15 protein-coding genes are annotated in these 17,580 nt (G+C 75.5%); 11 read left to right on the top strand and 4 right to left on the bottom strand.

Features of this window, described 5'->3' with window-relative positions:
• Nucleotides 1-10: 10 nt before the first annotated feature.
• Together F1C15_RS12750 and F1C15_RS12755 are read left to right on the top strand one after the other, a co-directional pair.
• Complete coding sequence (locus tag F1C15_RS12750; RefSeq protein ID WP_185231615.1) at nucleotides 11-1,114, top strand: glycosyltransferase family 4 protein; 1,104 nt, start codon at nucleotides 11-13, stop codon at nucleotides 1,112-1,114.
• A gap of 161 nt (nucleotides 1,115-1,275) precedes the next feature.
• Nucleotides 1,276-1,845, top strand: coding sequence for a manganese efflux pump MntP family protein (locus tag F1C15_RS12755; protein WP_056052713.1), 570 nt, complete (start codon nucleotides 1,276-1,278; stop codon nucleotides 1,843-1,845).
• A gap of 345 nt (nucleotides 1,846-2,190) precedes the next feature.
• Here F1C15_RS12755 and F1C15_RS12760 read toward each other — a convergent pair whose 3' ends face one another.
• Nucleotides 2,191-3,171 (bottom strand): glycoside hydrolase family 16 protein, encoded by a 981-nt coding sequence (locus F1C15_RS12760; RefSeq protein ID WP_185231617.1) that lies wholly within the window; start codon nucleotides 3,169-3,171, stop codon nucleotides 2,191-2,193.
• Nucleotides 3,172-3,497: 326 nt separating this feature from the next.
• Here F1C15_RS12760 and F1C15_RS12765 point away from each other — a divergent pair, with 326 nt between their 5' ends.
• A complete protein-coding gene (locus F1C15_RS12765) occupies nucleotides 3,498-5,789 on the top strand; it encodes a hypothetical protein (RefSeq protein WP_185231619.1) in 2,292 nt (763 codons plus the stop codon).
• Complete coding sequence (locus tag F1C15_RS12770) at nucleotides 5,782-7,740, top strand: PIG-L family deacetylase (protein WP_219731547.1); 1,959 nt, start codon at nucleotides 5,782-5,784, stop codon at nucleotides 7,738-7,740. Before F1C15_RS12765 ends, F1C15_RS12770 begins: the two co-directional genes overlap by 8 nt.
• Nucleotides 7,741-7,880: 140 nt before the next feature.
• Here the strand turns inward: F1C15_RS12770 and F1C15_RS12775 are convergent, their stop codons facing one another.
• On the bottom strand, nucleotides 7,881-8,237 hold the full coding sequence (locus F1C15_RS12775; RefSeq protein WP_056052725.1) for a PRC-barrel domain-containing protein: 357 nt from the start codon (nucleotides 8,235-8,237) through the stop codon (nucleotides 7,881-7,883).
• Between the two features lie 150 nt (nucleotides 8,238-8,387).
• On the opposite strand from F1C15_RS12775, the gene F1C15_RS12780 reads away from it, so the two are divergent.
• The 3 genes from F1C15_RS12780 to F1C15_RS12790 all read left to right on the top strand — a co-directional run bounded on the left by F1C15_RS12780 (nucleotide 8,388) and on the right by F1C15_RS12790 (nucleotide 12,418).
• Complete coding sequence (locus F1C15_RS12780; protein ID WP_185231621.1) at nucleotides 8,388-9,233, top strand: gamma-glutamyl-gamma-aminobutyrate hydrolase family protein; 846 nt, start codon at nucleotides 8,388-8,390, stop codon at nucleotides 9,231-9,233.
• Nucleotides 9,234-9,430: 197 nt separating this feature from the next.
• The gene (locus tag F1C15_RS12785) at nucleotides 9,431-10,867 is read left to right on the top strand and encodes an MFS transporter (RefSeq protein ID WP_185231623.1); all 1,437 of its coding nucleotides are present in this window, start codon (nucleotides 9,431-9,433) and stop codon (nucleotides 10,865-10,867) included.
• Nucleotides 10,868-11,032: 165 nt separating this feature from the next.
• A complete protein-coding gene (locus F1C15_RS12790) occupies nucleotides 11,033-12,418 on the top strand; it encodes an NtaA/DmoA family FMN-dependent monooxygenase (RefSeq protein WP_370543594.1) in 1,386 nt (461 codons plus the stop codon).
• An 83-nt stretch (nucleotides 12,419-12,501) separates the two neighbouring features.
• Here the strand turns inward: F1C15_RS12790 and F1C15_RS12795 are convergent, their stop codons facing one another.
• Entirely contained in the window at nucleotides 12,502-12,963 is a 462-nt protein-coding gene (locus F1C15_RS12795) for a hypothetical protein (RefSeq protein WP_185231625.1), read from the bottom strand.
• A gap of 205 nt (nucleotides 12,964-13,168) precedes the next feature.
• Between F1C15_RS12795 and F1C15_RS12800 the strand changes: the two genes are divergently transcribed.
• Together F1C15_RS12800 and F1C15_RS12805 are read left to right on the top strand one after the other, a co-directional pair.
• Nucleotides 13,169-14,428, top strand: coding sequence for a D-arabinono-1,4-lactone oxidase (locus F1C15_RS12800; protein ID WP_185231627.1), 1,260 nt, complete (start codon nucleotides 13,169-13,171; stop codon nucleotides 14,426-14,428).
• Nucleotides 14,421-15,401 carry an aldose 1-epimerase family protein gene (locus tag F1C15_RS12805; RefSeq protein ID WP_255465255.1) on the top strand — a complete coding sequence of 327 codons (981 nt, stop codon included), beginning with the start codon at nucleotides 14,421-14,423 and terminating at the stop codon, nucleotides 15,399-15,401. The genes F1C15_RS12800 and F1C15_RS12805 overlap by 8 nt, the downstream gene beginning before the upstream one ends.
• 59 nt (nucleotides 15,402-15,460) lie before the next feature.
• Here the strand turns inward: F1C15_RS12805 and F1C15_RS12810 are convergent, their stop codons facing one another.
• Nucleotides 15,461-15,778, bottom strand: a complete 318-nt coding sequence (locus tag F1C15_RS12810) for a hypothetical protein (RefSeq protein ID WP_056052739.1) — start codon at nucleotides 15,776-15,778, stop codon at nucleotides 15,461-15,463.
• Nucleotides 15,779-15,979: 201 nt separating this feature from the next.
• On the opposite strand from F1C15_RS12810, the gene F1C15_RS12815 reads away from it, so the two are divergent.
• Together F1C15_RS12815 and chvE are read left to right on the top strand one after the other, a co-directional pair.
• Entirely contained in the window at nucleotides 15,980-16,132 is a 153-nt protein-coding gene (locus F1C15_RS12815; RefSeq protein ID WP_185231629.1) for a hypothetical protein, read from the top strand.
• 232 nt (nucleotides 16,133-16,364) lie between these two features.
• Nucleotides 16,365-17,498 (top strand): multiple monosaccharide ABC transporter substrate-binding protein, encoded by a 1,134-nt coding sequence (gene chvE, locus F1C15_RS12820; protein ID WP_167258309.1) that lies wholly within the window; start codon nucleotides 16,365-16,367, stop codon nucleotides 17,496-17,498.
• Nucleotides 17,499-17,580 lie beyond the last annotated feature (82 nt).

Below are 17,580 nucleotides of genomic sequence, written 5' to 3' on the forward strand. Positions count from 1 at the left end.
GCCCCTGCGGGTGCTGACGACCGTCGAGACGCTCGCGCCGGTCGGCGGCGTCGAGGTCTGCACCCTGCAGGACGTCACGGGGCTGGCGGCCCGGGGGCACGACACGACGGTGCTCTGGCACGTCGACGGCGAGCACCGGGCGGCCTACGAGGCCGTCGGGGCGACGCTGCGCGGGCCGTTCCGGTTCGACGCGGCGCCGCGGAGCGCTCTCCGCGACCTGGCGGCCTTCGGCCCGTCGGTGGGGGAGGCCCGACGGGCCCGCGCTGACGTGCTGTGGCTGAACCGCCCCGAGCAGATCGTCTGGGCGCAGGTCGCGAGGCGTGCCGCGGGCCTGCCCGTGGTGGCGCACCTGCACCACCTGCCGAACTACGAGCGGACCCGCCTCGTGATGTCGGGGGTCGCCCACTTCGTGGCCGTCTCGCACCACATGGCGGCGGTCTGGGTGGCCGCGGGCCTCGAGCCCGAGCGCGTCACCGTCGTGCACAACGCGGTCGACCCGGGCGACTACCCCCTCGGCGGGCCGGCCGAGGCGGAGACCGCGCGTCGAGCGCTCGGGCTCGACCTCGCGCCCGGCGCCCGCGTCGCGCTCGCCTACGGCCGGCTGACCGTCGGCAAGGGCGTCGACGCGCTCGTGAGGGCGTGGGGGAGGCTCGCGCTCGATCCGCGCCGGGCCGTGCTCGTGCTCGCCGGCCCCGAGCCCGACGCGGCCGTCGCCGAGGCCCTCGACGCGCTGCCGCCGGGCAGCTGGCGGCGGCTCGGGCTGCAGGGCGACGTCGTGCCGCTGCTGCACGCCGCGGACGTCGTCGTGATGCCGTCGGCCGAGCCGGAGGCCTTCGGCCGCGTGCTGGTCGAGGCGATGTCGACCGGGCGACCCGCGGTCGCGACGGCGGTCGGTGCCGCGCCCGAGGTGCTGACCGGCGAGTTCGCGCGCTTCCTCGTGCCGCCGCGCGACGAGGCGGCGCTGGCCGCGACGGTCGGCGCGGCCCTCGGGTGGCGCGAGGTCGACCGGGGGCTGGGCGAGCGGGCGCGCGAGCACGTCGCGACGGCCTTCCCGCACGGTCGGCACCTCGACGAGCTCGAGGCCGTCCTGCGGCGGCACATCCGCGCGCGCTGAGAGGTGCGGCGGCGCGGTGCGGCTGCGCCAACCCAGGATTTCGTCTCGTCGAACATGCCTGACCAGCCCTTTCCGTGCAGTCGAGCCCCCGGGGCCGTGCCAGGATCGTCGAGTTCCGCCGGGCGACGACGCCTCGTGCTCGTCTCCTCGAAAGGTCGTCCGTGAGCGTCTGGGCCCTCCTCCTCATCGCCGTCGGCGTCTCCGCCGACGCCTTCGCCGTCGCCCTCGGCAAGGGCCTCCACCTGCGGGCGCGGGCGCTGCGCAACGCCGTCGTCATCGCCCTGGCCTTCGGGGCCGCCCAGGCCCTGATGCCGCTCATCGGCTGGCTGCTGGGAACGGCGTTCGCCCCGGTGATCTCCGGCGTCGACCACTGGATCGCCTTCGGCCTGCTCGCGCTCGTCGGCGGCAAGATGATCTGGGAGGCCGCGCGGGCCCACCCCGACGACGACGTCGACGCCGACCGGGTGCCGCTGCGTGAGCTCGTCGTGCTGTCGGTGGCGACGAGCATCGACGCGTTGGCGGTGGGCGTGACGCTGGCGTTCCTGCCGGTGTCGATCGGCGCGTCGGTCGCGCTGATCGGCGTCACGACGGCGGTGCTGACGTTCGTCGGCGTGCTCGTCGGGGCGAAGGTGGGTTCGGCGCTGGGCCGCCCGGCCGAGATCGCGGGCGGCGTCGTGCTCGTGCTGATCGGGACGAGCATCCTGCTCGAGCACCTCGGCGTGCTCGCCTAGGGCGCGCCGCGCCGCGCCGCGCCGCGCGGTCCCGCGTCGAGCGTTCAGGGGCGGGCCGCGCCGCGGGCCCGCTGCCGGCCCGGGCGGCCGCTGCTCCCTGAATCGTCAACGCGCGTCTGCCGCGGCGCCGCAGCGCGGCCTGACGTCGAGCGTTCAGGGGCGAGCTGCGCCGCGGGGCTGCTGCCGGCCCGGGCGGCCGCTGCGCCCTGAATCGTCGACGCGCGTCTGCCGCGGCGCCGCAGCGCGGCCTGACGTCGAGCGTTCAGGGGCGAGCTGCGCCGCGGGGCTGCTGCCGGCCCGGGCGGCCGCTGCGCCCTGAACCGTCGACGCGCGCCGCGCCCCGGCTCAGCTGTCGTACCGGTCGATCGTCGCCCAGTCGATCTCGACGTGCCCTGCGCCGTCCGGCGGCGTCTCGCCGGCCGCCTCGACCTGCATCACCCAGTGCATCGACGCCGTCGGCAGCGCCTCGCTCGTGGTCGCCCACACGCGGTCGTCGACGAGGTAGTCGATCCGGTCGGGTCGCCACTCGATCGTGTACGTGTGCCAGCCGTCGAACGAGATGCCGGTGTCGCCGACGAACGAGTTCACCGACGGGTCGCCCGGCGTGTGGTTGTAGCCGTTGACCGTGCCGTCGAGGCGCCCCTCGGGGAAGTCGACCTCGCCGTCGTCCCAGTCGTTGTCGTCGCTCCACAGCAGGAAGGCCGCGTAGAACCCGGGCACCGCGTCGGCCCGCATCCGTACGCTGAACCGCCCGTGCACCTGCCCGCCCCACTCGCCGCCGACGAGCGGCACCACGGCGGCGCTCGTGACGGCGCCGTCGCCGGCCGACACCGCGAGGTCGAGCACGCCGTCGCGCACCGACACCGCGTCGGCCCGGTAGTCGCCGATGCCCGACGTGTCGGTGAAGCCGTCGTAGGCGACCCAGCTGTCGTCGTACCGACCGGGGAAGCGCCCGGCCGCGACCGGGTGCGCGAAGTCGTCCGAGAAGGTGCGCGTCCAGCCGGGCCCCGAGCTGGTCGGCATCGCCTGGCCGCTGCCGTTCGGGGCCACGCCGGCCCCGGCCCCCGTCCCGTCCGCCCCCGTCGACGGCGCAGGCTCGGCCGCGGCCGAGCTCGTCGGCTCCGGGCTCGGCGTGCTGGAGGGGCGGTCGGTCACGTCGGGGTGCCTCCCGGGCGTCGAGGTCGAGGTCGAGGTGGGGCCGCCCGCGTCGTCCGCCTGCCGCGCCGTGCTCGTCGACACGGTGGCCGCGACGGCCACGGCGACGGCGGCGACGAGCAGCCCGACGGCCGCGACGACGCGCCTCGGGCGCGGGGGTCTGCGGGGCACGTCTCAGCTCTCCGGCCGTCCGCGTCGGGGTCGCCGCGAGCAGCTCGCGGCCGGGAGGGCCGTCGACAGCCTCGCCGCCGGGGGCTCCGTGGTCAAGCCGAGCGGCCGTCCTGCCCGCAGAAACGCCCTGATGCCACCCGTTCGAGGGTCGCGGGGCCTCCGGGGTGCCGAGCTACACTCACAGGACCGGCAGGCTACCCGCGCCCGCCGTACCCGAACGACGCCGGCCTCGACCGTGCGTGCCCGCGACCCCTCCGCCCCGCCCCACCCAGGCTCGGCGGGCGAGCACGTCCCTCCCCGCCGACGGCAACCCCTGGAGATCGCTCGTGCCCCGAGTCGTCCCCGTCACCGTGAGCGCGCGCCCCGACGGCGTGCACCCCGAGCTCCCGCGCGACGGAACCCCCCTGCCCGTCCCGACGATGGGCCCTGTGTCGCGCCTCGCGGCCGCCGCGCTCGTCGCCCTCACCCTGCTCGGCCTCGCGGTCGCGCTGGTCGCCGACCTCGTCGTGCTGCGCCAGGCGACCGCCACGGTCTTCCTGCTGCTCGAGCTCGGCGTCGCGCCGGCGCTCCTCGCGCGCCCGCTGCGCGCCTCCCGCTTCACCCTGGTGGCTCTGGTCGGCGGTCTCGTCGCCGCGGTGCTGACCGGCATCACGATGGCGACCCTGCACGTCTGGGTGCCCGTCCCCGCGGCCGTCGTCGTCGCGACCGCCACCGTCGTGATGCTGGTGGTCGCGGTGCGACGCGACCTCCGGGCACTCCGCGACGGGCGCCTCCCGCAGGCCCCGGCCGTCGAGGTGCCTCGGCCCGGCGACCAGGCCCCGGACCCCCGTGCCCTGGACCGACGGGCACTGGACCCCGAGGCCCCCGCCGAGGCGCGGGCCGCGTCGACCGCCCGCCTCCCGCTGGTGCCCCTCGCCACCGTCGCCGGGGTCGCCCTCGTGGTCGTGGCGTCGCTGCTCGTCCGGGGCGACCCGCCCCCCGGCGGCCTGCTCTCGATCGAGGGCCCGCTGTGGTGGGCCGGCCTCGTGCTGCTCGTGGCGGCCGCGGTCGTCGCCGTCGTGTCGCGACGCAGCCCGGCGCTGCCCCTGATGAGCCTGAGCGGCGTCGCTGTGCTGTCGCAGGCGATCGCCTACGGCACCCCGACGATGGTCTCGGCGGCGCGGCACGTCGGCGTGGTCGAGTCGATCCGGGCGAACGGCGGCACGTCGACCGGCGTCGACATCTTCCAGTCGTGGTCGGGGCTGTTCGCGGCCGTGGCCTGGGCCGCCGACGTCGCGGGCCTCCGCGACGTGATGGTGGTCGCGACCTGGTGGCCGGTGATGATCAGCCCGCTGATCACCCTCGCGGCGACCGTCCTCGCGGCGAGGTTCCTGACCGACGACGGCCGCGCCTGGATCGCCGGCGGGCTGTTCGGCCTGACGCTCACGCTCAACACGCTGTACTTCTCGCCCCAGTCGCTCGGCGTCGTGCTCTCGCTGTCGGTCTTCGCGCTGGCCCTCAGCGGTCGCCCGCCGATCTCGGGCGCGCGACGTCGGTCGCGCCCCGCGTCGGTCGCGCCGTGGCGCCTCGCCGCCGTGCTGGTGCTGGGCTGTGCCCTCGCCGTCACGCACCAGATCTCGCCGTACCTCACCACGGCGGCGCTGGTCGTGTTCGTCGCGTTCCGGCTGATCCGCCCGTGGTGGCTGCCGACGCTGGTGCTGGTGCCCGCCGTGCTGTGGGCGCTGTCGAACGCGTCGGTGCTCGGGGCCTTCCTGCTGCCGACCGCCTTCGGCGACGTGGTGTCGAACGCCGCGCCGCCCGCGCACTCGGCCGCGACCCTGCCCGTGCCGGTCGTCAAGACCCTCGCCTTCACGCTGCCCGCGGCCGTGCTGGTGCTGCTCGGCCTCGTCGCGCTCGTGACGGTCGTGCTGCGGCGGGGCGACCGCCGCGCCTGGGCGCTCGCCGTCGCGGCGGTCAGCCCGGTCAGCCTGGTGGTCGCCACGAACTACGGCGCCGAGGGCATCTTCCGCGTCACGCTGTTCGCCGCGCCGTGGCTGAGCGTGCTCGCGGCGTCGCTGCCCTGGCACCGGCTGCTGCCGCGGCTGGCCCGGTCGTCCGCCCGTGCCCGCCGGCGGGCCGCGGTGGTCGTGACCTCGGTCGCCCTCGTCGTCGTGGTCGGCGTGAACGTCTTCGGCGCCACCGCCCTCGACTGGAACCGGGTCGCGAGCGCCGACACGACGCGCGTCACCGCCCGCTACGAGGAGACCGCGGCCGCCGGCGCCGCGCTGCTCGTGCCCGGCACCGGCAACGCCACCCCCGGGGCCCGCACCGCCCGCTACGACCAGGTGCAGTACCTCACCCGTGAGGCGCTCGGCGGCTGGCCCGACACGTCGTCGTACGACGCGGCCGCCGACGAAGCGCGCCTCACCTCGGGCCTCGAGGCGTGGGACGCGACCGAGCGGTGGGTCCTCGTCTCCGACGTGGTCGGCGCCTACGACGACCGCTACGGCTTCCAGTCGTACGACGACTACACCGAGCTCGCCGCGGCGTTCGCGGCCGACGACCGCTGGGAGGCCGTCATGACGACGCCCACCGCCACCCTCTACCGACTGAGCACGACAGGAGCCGGCGATGAGTGAGCCGACCAGCACGACGGCCCCGAGCCGGGGGGAGTCGCGGGTCGGCACCCGCAGGACGCCCCGGCGCCCGTCCCCCCGCGCCCTCCGCCTCGTGGCCGTCGCCGTCGCCGCGCTGGCCCTCGCGCCGCTGTTCGTCGGGCCGCTGGCCGCGCCGGCCGAGGCCGCGACCACCGGCACCGCCGCCCTGCCCGCCGCCCCGTCGCTGCGGCAGTCCGGCTGCGCGGCCGGCACCACGCTGTCGGTCGTCGCGCACCAGGACGACGACCTGCTCTTCCAGAGCACGGCCCTCGGCGCCGACCTCCGCGCCGGGCGCTGCGTCACCACGGTCTACGTCACCGCGGGCGACGCGGGGCGTGCGTCGACCTACTGGCGCGGCCGCGAGGCCGGGGTCCGGGCGGCCTACGCGCAGACGCTCGGCGTGGCCGACACGTGGTCGTCGACGACCGTCTCGCTCGGCGGCCGAGCCGTCGGGCTCTCCCGCCTCGGCGGGTCGTCGAAGGTCCAGATGGTCTTCCTGCACCTCCCTGACGGCGGCCTCGACGGGAAGGGCTTCGCGGCCACCGGCCGGCAGAGCCTGCCCCAGCTGTGGGCGGGCACGCAGTCGCGCCTCAGCACCGTCGACGGGCTCACGAGCTACTCGCTGGGCGAGCTCCGCGCGCAGCTCGTCACGATCATGAAGGGCGTGGCCCCGACCAACGTCGACACCCTCGACCACGTCGGAGCGATCGACGACGGCGACCACCCCGACCACCACGTCGTCGCCTACCTCACCGACGCGGCGCGGCGGCAGCTCACCACCGCGCCCGGCTTCGCCGGCTGGCGGGGCTACGGGCTCTCGCAGCTCCCGGTGAACCTCACCGACGACCAGGTGCGGGCCAAGTCGCTGGCGTTCTTCCGGTACGCGGCCTCCGACGACGGCACCTGCGCGAGCTGGGACGCCTGCTGGGGCCGCCCGGAGTACTCCTGGCTGTCGCGCGAGCAGACGGTCGGCACGCCGACCACGACCGCCCCGGGCGGAGGGCCCGTCACCACGACGCCCGCCCCGACGACGCCGACCCCGACCGACCCGGCGACCGACGTGACCGCCGGCGCGGTCGCGACCGCCAGCTCGGAGAACGGCGCCGACGGCCAGACCGCCGCCGCTGCGATCGACGGCGTCGCCGACGGCTACCCGGGCGTCGCCACCGCCGAGTGGGCGACGGTCGGCGGCCGCGCCGGCTCGTGGCTCCAGCTCACCTGGGCCGCGGCCCGCAGCGTCGACCGCCTGGTGCTGAGCGACCGTCCGAACGCCGACGACCAGGTGACGGGCGCGACCCTGACGTTCTCCGACGGCTCGACCGTCACGGTGCCCGCGCTGGCGAACGGGGGAGGCGCCACCACGGTCTCGTTCCCGGCCCGCTCCGTCTCGTCGGTGCGCGTCACGGTGACGGCCGTGTCGTCGACCACCCGGAACGTCGGCCTGGCCGAGGTGCGGGTGCAGTCGACCGCCGCGGCGACCACGACGCCCGCCCCGGCCCCCGCCCCGACCCGTGTCGACGTCACGGCCGGCGCCGTCGCGACGGCGGCGTGGGACGACCCGTCGACGGGCCAGACCGCCGACAAGGCGATCGACGGCGTGGCCGACGGCTACCCGACCGCGCCGACCGCCGAGTGGGTCGCCCCTTGGGGGCGCACCGGCGTCACCCTGACGCTGACCTGGCCCGCGGCGGTGACGACCGACCAGGTCGTGCTGCACGACCGGCCCAACGGCTCCGACCAGGTGACCGCCGGCACCCTGACCTTCTCCGACGGGTCGACCGTCGACGTGCCCGCCCTGGCGGACGACGGCTCGGCCACCACCGTGTCGTTCCCGAGCCGCAGCACCATGTCGGTGCGCTTCACCGTCACCGGGGTCAGCGCCAGCACGGGCAACGTGGGCCTGGCCGAGATCCGGGTGCGGGGCACGCGCTAGCCGAGCCGCGGGCGGTGCGGCCGGCCGCCCGCCCGCCTGCGCGCCTGCCCGTCCGCATTCCTGCCCGCCTGCACGACGAGAGGCGCGGTGCCGACCGGCACCGCGCCTCCTCGCTGCTCCCGTCGACCGACGGGCGCCGCCTAGCGGCGGCCGAGCCGCCGCTCGCCGCCCGTGCCGAGCGTGTAGGGCAGGCTGTAGTAGGCGAACAGCTCCTGCTCGCGCTGGGCCTCGAGCTCACCGTCGGTCTCGATCGACGGCGCCTCCTTCGCGAGCTTCTTGTCGAACTGCACCTTGAGGTGCTTCGGCGCGACGAGCGCGCCGTCGAGCGGCACGAAGACGAGGCGGGTGCGGCCGAGGATGCCGACCTGGACGGCGGCGAACGACGGCACGTCGCTCGACGTGTCGAAGTAGATGCTCTCGAGCGTGCCGATCTTGTCGCCGGTGGGGTCGACGACCGCGAGGCCGACCCAGTCTCGGAGGTTCTCCGGTTCGAACATGGCGTGACCTCTCTGCCGCCCCGGCGTGGTCCGGGGTCGTGCGCCTCCGACGGTACCGGCCCGGACCACCGTGCGCCCTGCCGAGCGGCGGGTCGCGTCGAGCTCTCAGGAGACGGCGTGGCGGCGTCCCCCGGGTGGCACGATGGGCGCATGTCGCTCCTGAGCCCTCGACACGACGACGCCCGCCCCGACGAGGCCGGCACCGACGACGCCAGCACCGCCGACGCCCACGGCGCCCGGCGCCTGCTCGTCGTCGACGTGGCCGACGGCGGCCGCGACGACCCCGCGTTCGAGGCCGAGCTGCAGCGGCTCACCGCCTCCGTCGTCGCCGCCGCCGAGGCGCTCGGCCTCGTGGTCGACCGCGTGGCCGCCGCGCAGGCCGGCGACGACGAGCTGGGGCGCCGGCTGGCCGCGGCCGACGCCGTCGTGCTCACCGGCGGCGAGGACGTCGACCCGTCGACCTACGGCGGCGACGTCGCCGAGCCGCACGGCGGCCAGACCTTCCCCGACGCCGACCGGGCGCAGATCGCCCTGGTGCGCGCGGCCGTGGCGGCGCGCACGCCGCTGGTCGGCATCTGCCGCGGCATGCAGCTCGTGAACGTCGCCCTCGGCGGCGACCTCGTGCAGCACCTCGACGGCCACGTCGCCGCCGACGTCGACGACAGCATGGTCGACCACGCCGTGAGCGTCGCCGACGACAGCAGCCTCGCCGGCGTGCTCGGGGCGACGACCCTCGACGTGCGCAGCTCGCACCACCAGGCCGTCGCCCGGCCCGGGCGGGGCCTCCGCGTGGTCGCCTGGGCCGCCGACGGCACGGCCGAGGCGATGGAGCACGAGGAGGCACCCCTCTGGTGCGTGCAGTGGCACCCGGAGGACGCGGGGTCGCGCGGCACCGTCCTCACCGACCTGCTCGTCGCCGCGCGCGACGCCGCCGGGGCCCGCGTCGACCCGGGGCGCGCGCCCGGGGCCCCGCCGGTGCGTGCGCCCAGGGCGTAGCCCGGCCCGCTCGGGGGCCTTGCGGGCGGGGGAGGGGGCCGTGTCACACTGGACGGACAGCGCCCTCGTCGTGGAGCGGCAACACCCCCACACCCGTCAGACCTGACCCGCGACGAGTGCGCAGCGCCCCGGCCCCGGCCCCGGCGCGTCCCGACGCTCGTCGTCGTGCGCCTCCGTGCGGGAGAACGGAGGCCCTCGTGACCGACTCCACCACCCGCCCCGCCGACCGGCCCGAGACCGAGCCCGTCCGCGTGCCCTCGACCTACACGGGCTCGATGCGCGTCAGCGACGTCGGCACCGCCGACCGCGCCGCCGAGGCCGCCGCCGCCCGCGGCACCGCCCACGTGCTGACCCCGTCGGCCGTGGTCGGCATCGCCGTGCTCGGCCTGTCGACCTTCCTCGCCATCACCACCGAGCTCATGCCGGTCGGCCTGCTGTCGACGATGAGCGTCGACCTCGGCGTCTCCGAGTCGCGCATGGGCGTCGTCGTCACGGTCTACGCGCTCGCCGTCGCCCTGCTCGCCCTGCCGCTCACCTGGGCGACGGCCCGCGTGCCGCGCAAGGCCGTGCTCGTGACCACGCTCGTCGGCTACACGGCGTCGAACCTCATCGTGGCGCTGGCTCCCTCCTTCGCCGTGGTGTGCGCCGGCCGGGTCGTCGGCGGCGTCGCGCACGCCCTCTTCTTCTCCGTCGCGTCGGCCTACGCGACGCGCATCGTTCCTCCCCGGCTGGCCGGCCGCGCGATCGCGTTCGTCTACTCGGGCAGCTCGCTCGGCTTCGTCATCGGCGTGCCGCTCGCGACGACGGTCGGCGACCACCTCGGCTGGCGGGCCGCCGTCGGGGCCGTGGCCGCCGCCTCCGCGCTGCTCGCCGTCGTCGCGGTGGCGTTCCTGCCCGCGGTGCGGGGCGAGTCGTACCCGCACGTCGGCTCGGTCCGGTCGTGGGCCCGCACCGGGCTGCTCGCCGTGGTCGTCGCCGACCTGCTGCTCTTCGCCGGGCACTACGTGGTCTACACGTACGTCGGGCCGTACCTGGTGACCGCGGGCCTCGGCGACGACGCGGTCGGCACGGCGCTGCTGGTGCTCGGGGCGACCGGCGTGGTCGGGCTGCTGACCGCGGGCGCCTTCGTCGACCGCGCCCCGCGGCAGACCCTCCTCGTCGCCGTGGCGACGATGACCGTCGCCCTCGCGGCGCTGCCGCTGGTGCACGGCTCGCTCGTCGGCACCTTCGTCGTCGCGGGCGTGTGGGTCGCCGCGAACGGCACGACCGGCACCCTCTTCATGGCGGCGGCGATCCGCACGGGCGGCGTCAGCCCCGACATCGCGGGCGCGCTGATCAACGCGGGATCGAACGTCGGCATCGCCGGCGGCGCGGCGCTCGGCGCGCAGCTGACCGGGGTCACCGGCCTCGGTGCGCTGCCGTTCTCGGCGGCCGTGGTCGTCGCCGCGAGCTTCGTCGTCGTGGCGCTGGCCCGCCGCGGATTCCCGCTCCACGGTCACGCGCAGGAGCAGCTGTCGACGTCGAACCTCCGCACCATCACGTCGTCGGTCGCGGCCGTGACGGGGTCGGTGCCGGTGGTGCGCGGCACGGCGACGGGCTCCGGCCCGGCCGTCACGGGCGGCCGCCGCCGCTGAGCCCCGGCCCGGCGCGACCGAGCGCAGAGCGACGCCCGGCCCGACCCGCACCGACCCAGCGCAGAGCGACCCCGCCCCGCCCCGCCCGGCCCCGGCCCCGGCCACCCGCCGCAACGCGGCGCAACGCGCCCCCGGCCGGAGGCGCGGTGTGGCATCGTCGTCGACGTGACCGACACCGAGACCCGCCCCAAGCAGCTCATCCTCAACCTGTTCGAGATGAACTGCGTCGGGCACATCACGCACGGCCTCTGGCGCCTGCCGGGCAACCACCGGCGCGAGTACACCGACATGGCGTACTGGATCGAGCTGGCCCGCCTCGCCGAGAGCGGCGGCTTCGACGCCGTCTTCCTCGCCGACGTGCTGGGCACCTACGACGTGTACGGCGACAGCCCGGCCCCGGCGCTGCTCGAGGGCATCCAGGCACCGGCGAACGACCCGATGCTGGTCGTCCCCGTCATGGCCGCCGTCACCGAGCACCTCGGCTTCGGCGTCACGGCGTCGACGAGCTACGAGCCGCCGTTCGCGTTCGCCCGCCGCATGTCGACCCTCGACCACCTCACCGAGGGGCGGGTCGGCTGGAACGTCGTCACCTCGTACCTGCCGAGCGCCGCCCGCAACTTCGGTCTCGACGACCAGATCCCCAAGGAAGAGAGGTACGCCCGCGCCGCGGAGTACCTCGAGGTGCTCTACGCCCTGTGGGAGGGCTCGTGGGAGGACGACGCCGTCGTGGCCGACCCCACGGCCGACGGCCTGGCTCCCGGCTCGGGCGTCTACACCGACCCGTCGAAGGTGCACGCGATCGACCACGTGGGCCGGTTCTTCCGGGTCGCCGGCCCGCACCTCAGCGAGCCGTCGCCGCAGCGGACCCCGGTGCTCTTCCTCGCGACGGCGTCGCCCACCGGCGTCGCGCAGGCCGCGCAGCACGCCGAGGTGGTGTTCACCGGCGGCCGGGCCGTGCGTCAGGTGGCCGAGGCGACGCGCGCCGCGGCCGTCGACGCCGGCCGGTCGGCGGACGACGTGTCGTTCATCGTGCAGGCCGGCGTCATCACGGCCGAGACCGAGGAGGCGGTGGCCGAGAAGCTGGCCCTCTACCGGTCGTTCGCGAGCGAGCAGGGCGCGCTCGTGCACCGCAGCGTCCCGTTCGACGCGCCGTCGCACCCGCGCGACCGCACGGTGCGTGAGGCCCTCGAGGCGGAGGGGCGGCTCGACCACCCCGGGGCGGCGGCCCTGCCGCTCGACATCACCGTCGGCCAGCTGGTCGACAGCGTCGACGAGGCCTGGGGCGGCGCGTTCTTCGTGGCCGGCACCCCGACGGTCGTCGCCGACGAGATCGAGCGCTGGCTCGACGAGGAGGGCATCGACGGCATCAACCTCCGCCAGTACCACTCCTTCGACACGCTGCGCGACTTCGTCGAGCTCGTCGTGCCCGAGCTGCGGCGTCGAGGCAGGGTGCGTGAGGCGTACGTGCCGGGCCAGACCCTGCGTGAGCGGTACACCGGGGGCGGCCCGCGCCTCCCCGACTCCCACCCCGCGGCGTCGCACCGCCGCTGACGGGGCCGTGCAGGAGGCGGTGGTCGCGCCCCGGGGGAGGGCTCGACCCATCGGGCGGGCGCGACCTAGCGGGCGGGCGTGGCCTAGCGGGCGGTCCCGGCCCGGTACCGCGCCGGGGTCGGCGGCACGCGCAGCCAGGCGGTGCGGGTGACGCCGTCGCGCGAGACCCACTCGACGAAGACGGTGCCGAGCGCGGCCAGCTCGTCGAGCTCGCCGGGCGTGGCGATGCCGACGGAGGCGCCGCGACGGAGGGACGACGCGGTGCGGACGACGTCGTGCGGCAGCTCGACCGACACCCGGCGCGGCGTCTGGCCGCCGATCGCGCGGAGCACGAGGCAGGTGCCGAGGGGCACCGCGGGGTCGCTGCCGTCGTTCGGCGACTGCAGGTACGTGAGGTAGAAGCGGGGGGCGCTGCGGCGGCGGAGGGCGACGACGCGCTCGGGCCGGACGGAGGAGGGGTCGACGCGGGGGCGGGTCCGGCCGCGGGCGCCGAGGCGCGCGCCGGTCGCGGTGACGCCGTCGGCGTCGGAGCTGGTGGTGCTCATGCTGGAGGGTCCCCTGGTCGTGGTGGTGCGGCGCCGTCCTGTCGGCGCATGCCAAGGCAACCGCACGGCCGGTGTCCGCGCAACGGAGGACACGGGCCCAGTTGGGGGGACACCTCGGCCCCAGAGAAGGGGGACCGGCCGCCTCGGGCGCTCGGAGTGAGCGCTCACGTAGACTGGCCACCGCCATCCGAGCCGAAGGAGTCTCATGCACAACTGGGCCGCCAACGTCGAGTACTCGACGACCGACCTCCGCCGTCCGGCCACCGTCGACGAGCTGCGCGACGTCGTCGCCTCCAGCCGCCGCGTGAAGGCGCTCGGCTCGCGCCACTCGTTCAGCCGCATCGCCGACACCGACGGCGTGCTCGTCTCGACCGAGGCGCTGGGCGTGCCGATCGAGCTCGACGCCGACCGCGACGTCGTCCGCGTCGGCGCGGCCGCCACGCACGCCGTGCTGGCCCGCGAGCTGCAGCGCCACGGCCGGGCCCTGCCCAACCTGGCCTCGCTGCCGCACATCTCCGTCGCCGGCGCCGTCCAGACCGGCACCCACGGCTCGGGCGTCGGCAACCCCGCCCTCTCGGCCTCGGTCAGCGCGGTCGAGATCGTCCGCGCCGACGGCTCGCTCGACGTCGTCCGCCGCGGCGACGAGGCCTTCGAGGCGACGGTCGTGGGCCTCGGCGCCCTCGGCGTCGTGACGGCCCTCGAGCTCGACACCGTGCCGACGTTCGACGTCGTGCAGACCGTCCACCAGGGGCTGCCCTGGGCCGCCGCGCTCGAGCAGCTCGACGCCGTGCTCGCCCACGCCTACAGCGTCAGCCTGTTCACCCGCTACACCGGCGACGTCGTCGAGCAGGTCTGGAGCAAGGCCCGGGTCGACGGCGTCGGCTCGTCGGGCCTCGACCTCCGCGAGCTCGGCGCGCGCCCGGCCGAGGCCGCGCTGCACATGCTGCCCGACACGGCGGCCGACGCGGTGACGCCCCAGCTCGGCGAGCCCGGGCCGTGGCTCGACCGGCTGCCGCACTTCCGCGCCGAGTTCACGCCGAGCGCGGGGGAGGAGATCCAGAGCGAGTACCTGGTGCCCGCCGAGCACGCGGCCGCGGCCGTCGAGGCGCTCCGGGCGATCGGCGACCGGCTCGCCGAGGTCATCTTCGTCAGCGAGATCCGCACGGTCGCGCCCGACGCGGCGTGGCTGAGCCCGAGCGGCGGCCGGCAGAGCGTCGCCTTCCACTTCACCTGGCGACGTCAGGCGGAGGCGGTGCTGGCGGTGCTGCCGGTGGTCGAGGAGGCGCTGGCCGGCTTCGACGCACGACCGCACTGGGGCAAGGTGGCGACCCTCGACCACGAGACGCTGCGCGCCCGCTACCCTCGCCTCGACGACTTCGCGGCGCACGCCGCCGCCGTCGACCCGGAGGGTCGCTTCCGCAACGCCCACCTCGACACCGTCGCCCTCGGAGGACACCGTGCCTGACGTCACCACGACCACCCCCACCACGACCGGCCCCGCCACGACCGGCCCCGCCGGCCCGCTGCCCGTCAGCGGCGCGCCCGTCTCGCTCGAGCACGGCCCCTACCGGGCCGAGCTCGCGGCCGTCGGCGCGACCCTCCGCAGCCTCACGCACGACGGCCGCGACCTCGTCGTCCCGTTCGCGGCCGACGTGGTCCGCCCGCTCTACCGCGGGGCGCTTCTCGCGCCGTGGCCGAACCGCATCGTCGACGGCGCCTACGACGAGGCGGGCGAGACCCTGCAGCTGCCGCTCAACGAGGTCGAGCGGGGGCACGCCCTGCACGGGCTGGTCGGCTGGGCCGAGTGGCGCGTGGAGTCGAGCGAGCCGCACCGCGCCTCCCTCGTGACGGAGCTGGCCCCGAGCGACGGCTACCCCTGGCGGCTGGCGCTCCGCGCCACCTACGAGCTCGGCGACGCCGGCCTCACCACGACCGTCGAGGCCACCAACGTCGGCGTCGGCGAGGCGCCCTACGGCGTCGCGCCGCACCCGTACCTCGTCGCCGGCGAGGGCCGGGTCGACGACTGGGCCCTCACCCTGCCGGCCGACAGCTACCTCGAGGTGACCGACGACCGCCTCGTGCCGACCGGCGTGCACGGGGTGACCGAGCGCGACGGCTTCGACTTCCGCGAGGAGCGCGTCGTCGGCGAGACCTTCGTCGACCACGCCTTCACCGAGCTGGCGCGCACCGGCGACGACCAGGTCGCGACGGCACGGCTGACGGCGGCCGACGGCCGGGGCGTCGAGATGACCTGGGGCCCCGAGCTGCCCTGGGTGCAGGTGCACACGGCCGACCGTCCGGAGCGCGAGAACGACCGCGTCGGCCTCGCCGTCGAGCCGATGACCTGCCCGCCCGACGCCTTCACGAGCGGCATCGACCTGGTGCGCCTCGCTCCGGGCGAGAGCCACGTCGCGAGCTGGACGATCACCGCGATCTGACGCCGACGGCGCGGGCGCCCGGGCAGCCGGGTGCCTGCGCCTGCGCCCGCGCCTGCCCCCTAGGCGCTGAGCGCCTCGTGGCCGAGCGGCTCCGACTGCCAGGTGACGGCCGACACCGTCCCGGTCGACAGCCGCAGCAGGGCCGCCTCGAGCGCGCGGCGGGTGCGACGCCCGGCCAGCTCGTCGCGCACCACGACGTCGAAGCGCAGCAGGTCGGGCAGCTCCGTGAGCAGCACCGTGCCGGCGTCGGCGAGCTGCACGAGGTACTGCCCCTCGTCGACGCGGGCGGCGGCGTGCTCGGCCAGCAGGCGTCGCGACAGCCAGAACAGGCCGGCGCTGTCGTGCGCGGTGTGGACGGTGGCGGTCACGGCGAGCATGCAGTCATGGTGCCTCGTCATCCGCTCAGGCCCGTGAACGCCGTGTTGCGAACGTGTGAACCATGCCGGATGCGCGGACGACTTGACATCGGACGGATGCTCATTCAGTATTGCCCCGAACCACCCGATGTGAGCGCTCACATGACAGTGATCGAGCACGACGGTTCACTCCGAGACACGTTCTCTGACGAAGAGGTCACCGTGAACACCAGCACCCCCGACGGCTCGCGCGCCACCCCCGCGTCGACCGTCCGCCCCCGCCGCTCGCCCGCGGCGACCGCGCCCGACGCGTCCGCGTCGCCGACCCGCGGCACGGCTCGCCGCGCCCCCGTCACGGCCCTCGACGCCGTCTGACCCCCGACCCCCGACGGGCGCTCACGCACCCCGTCGGCCCGTCCCCGACGCGGCCCCGCCGCCGACCAGGACGCGCTCCACCGGCCAGCCCGGCACGCCCTCCCGCGTGCCTCCCCGGCCGTCCGCACCACCGAGCACCACGCACGAGCACCACCCTTCAGCACCACCTCCACAGCATCACCATCCGTCATCGACGACGCCGTCGAGATGACACGGACACGAAGGAATCACCGTGAAGAACAAGAAGCTCATCGTCGGCATCGTCGCCGCCGGTCTGGCGATCTCCCTGGCCGGCTGCTCCGGCGGAGCGGGCGGCCGCGGCGGCGACAGCGGCAGCGGCAGCAGCGGAGGCGACAACTCCGGCGCCCTCGTCGGCGTCGCGATGCCGACCAAGGTCTCCGAGCGCTGGATCAAGGACGGCGACGCCGTCAAGAGCGCCCTCGAGGACAAGGGCTACAAGGTCGACCTCGAGTACGCCGACAACAAGATCCCCCAGCAGGTCCAGCAGGTCAGCAACATGATCACCAAGGGCGCCAAGGTGCTCATCGTCGCCTCGATCGACGGCGGCTCGCTGAGCGACCAGCTCGACTCGGCCGCCAAGGCCGGCATCAAGGTCATCTCGTACGACCGCCTCCTCACCGGCAGCGAGAACGTCGACTACTACGTGTCGTTCGACAACTACAAGGTCGGCGTCGACCAGGCCACCAGCCTGCTCACCGGCCTCGGCCTCGCCGACGCCGACGGCGCGAAGATCGACGGCGCGGCCGCCAAGAACATCGAGGTCTTCGCGGGCAGCCCCGACGACAACAACGCGACGTTCTTCTTCAACGGCGCGATGGAGACCCTCAAGCCCTACCTCGAGGACGGCTCGCTGACGATCGGCTCCGGCCAGGACCAGTTCACGCAGGCCGCCACGCTGCAGTGGGACCCGGCGACCGCCAAGGCCCGCATGCAGAACCTGATCGCCTCGACCTACTCGGGCGGCACGAAGCTCGACGGCGTGCTGTCGCCCTACGACGGCATCTCGATCGGCATCATCTCGGCGCTCGAGGGCGCCGGCTACAGCGACTCGGCGCTGCCGATCGTGACCGGCCAGGACGCCGAGGCCGCCTCGGTCAAGTCGATCATCGCCGGCCAGCAGTACTCGACGATCTACAAGGACACCCGTCAGCTCGCTGACCAGTCCGTCGTGATGGCCGACGACATCCTCAACGGCAAGACGCCCGAGACGAACGACGACAAGACGTACGACAACAAGGCGAAGGTCGTCCCGACGTACCTCTTCCAGCCGACCATCGTCACGAAGGACAACTACAAGGAAGTCCTCGTCGACAGCGGCTACTACACCGAGGACGACCTCAAGTAGGTCACGCCCCCTCGGGGCGGGGGAGGCGCGGCTGACGCCAGCCGCGCCTCCCCCCTCCCCGGCCCCCTCAGCACCACCCACA

Source organism: Frigoribacterium sp. NBH87, from assembly GCF_014217665.1.
Taxonomy (GTDB): Bacteria; Actinomycetota; Actinomycetes; order Actinomycetales; family Microbacteriaceae; genus Frigoribacterium; species Frigoribacterium endophyticum.

Bases quoted from the DNA above. Each gene is read 5' to 3' on its own strand.
- F1C15_RS12770 (WP_219731547.1), top strand. From the start codon at position 5,782: ATGAGTGAGCCGACCAGCACGACGGCCCCGAGCCGGGGGGAGTCGCGG.
- F1C15_RS12775 (WP_056052725.1), bottom strand. From the start codon at position 8,237: ATGTTCGAACCGGAGAACCTCCGAGACTGGGTCGGCCTCGCGGTCGTC.
- F1C15_RS12780 (WP_185231621.1), top strand. From the start codon at position 8,388: ATGTCGCTCCTGAGCCCTCGACACGACGACGCCCGCCCCGACGAGGCC.
- F1C15_RS12795 (WP_185231625.1), bottom strand. From the start codon at position 12,963: ATGAGCACCACCAGCTCCGACGCCGACGGCGTCACCGCGACCGGCGCG.
- F1C15_RS12800 (WP_185231627.1), top strand. From the start codon at position 13,169: ATGCACAACTGGGCCGCCAACGTCGAGTACTCGACGACCGACCTCCGC.
- F1C15_RS12810 (WP_056052739.1), bottom strand. From the start codon at position 15,778: ATGCTCGCCGTGACCGCCACCGTCCACACCGCGCACGACAGCGCCGGC.